Source organism: Nocardioides sp. P5_C9_2, assembly GCF_054049555.1.
The window spans coordinates 1-1,245 of sequence record NZ_JBFUMD010000721.1; the positions used below are offsets into that span (position 1 = coordinate 1).

Sequence of the window (1,245 nt, forward strand, 5' to 3'; positions counted from 1 at the left end):
GCCGTGGAGGGCCCGGGCCCGCTCCTCGGCGGTACGGAGCGCGAGCCGGGCGTCCATCTCCCCCTGCCGCGCGGCGCGGGCGGCCTCGACGAGGCGCTCGCGCTCGGTGGCGTCCGGCTCCTCGTCCGGAGCGTCCTCGGCGGTGGACAGCCGGGTCTCGAGGTCGCTGAGCCCCGCCAGGTCCTTCTCGCGGGCCTCGCGGGCCGTGGCGATGGACCGTTCGAGACGCTCGGCCTCGCCGCGTGCCGCACGGGCCAGGGAGCCGTACTGCCCCAGCTCCTCGGCGACCGCCGCCAGCGTGGCGTCGGACTCGTGCAGCTTGGCCAGGGCGACGTCCGCCCGCTTGAGCGCGTCGTGGCGCTCGGCCTCCAGCCCGGAGATGACGAACCCCAGCCGCTCGGTGCTCGCGGTGGCCTCTCCCAGCGCCAGGGTGGCCTCGTCGACGGCGGCCTGGACCTCCAGCAGGCTGGGCTGGCTGGAGGAGCCGCCGGCGGCGTAGTGGGCACCCATCAGGTCGCCGTCGAGGGTGACGGCGGTGACCTCGGGCAGGTCGGCGACCAGCGCCCGGGCGGTGGCGAGGTCCTCGACCACGACCACCTGCCGCAGCAGCCGGGTGAGCGCCCCGGAGAGGTCGTCGGGGGCCTCGACCACGTCGATGGCGTACGTCGCCCCGTCGGGGAGGGCGGGCCAGTCGCGGGTCTGGGCCGGAGCTCCTCCGAGCAGCAGCCCGGCCCGCCCGAGGTCGTCGTGCTTGAGGTGGGCGATGGCGTCGACGGCCGCCTCGGCGCCGGTGACCACGACCGCGTCCGCGGCCGAGCCGAGGGCGGCGGCGACGGCCGCCTCGTGGCCGGCCCTGACGGACAGCACGGCAGCCACGGAGCCGAGGAGCCCGGAGACCTTGTCGGTGGCGGCGAGCAGGGCCCCGGCCCCGTCCTTGCGGTTGAGGCCGATCTCGAGCGCATCGCGCCGGGCGACGAGGCCGGCCCGGTCGCGGTCCGCCTGCTGGGCCTCGTCGCGGGCCCGGGCCAGCCGCTCGTCGATGTCGTCGAGTGCCTCGACCGCCGCCTCGTGCTCGGCGTCGAGCCCCTCCTCACCGGCGTCGAGGCCGGCCACCCGGGTCTCGAGGGACGTGAAGTCGCGCTGGGCGCGGTCGGCCCGGGCGACGGCTTCCTCACGGGCCGCCTCCAGGCGACCGATCTCGTCGTCGGCGGCCGCTGCACGCGACCTGAGCGCGTTGACCTGCCC

Annotated in this window: 1 pseudogene; it reads right to left on the minus strand. The window is 77.3% G+C overall.

The annotated features are described in order from the left end of the window. A pseudogene (locus tag ACXJKL_RS21290) lies at positions 1 to 1,245 on the minus strand (chromosome segregation protein SMC); the annotation flags it as partial.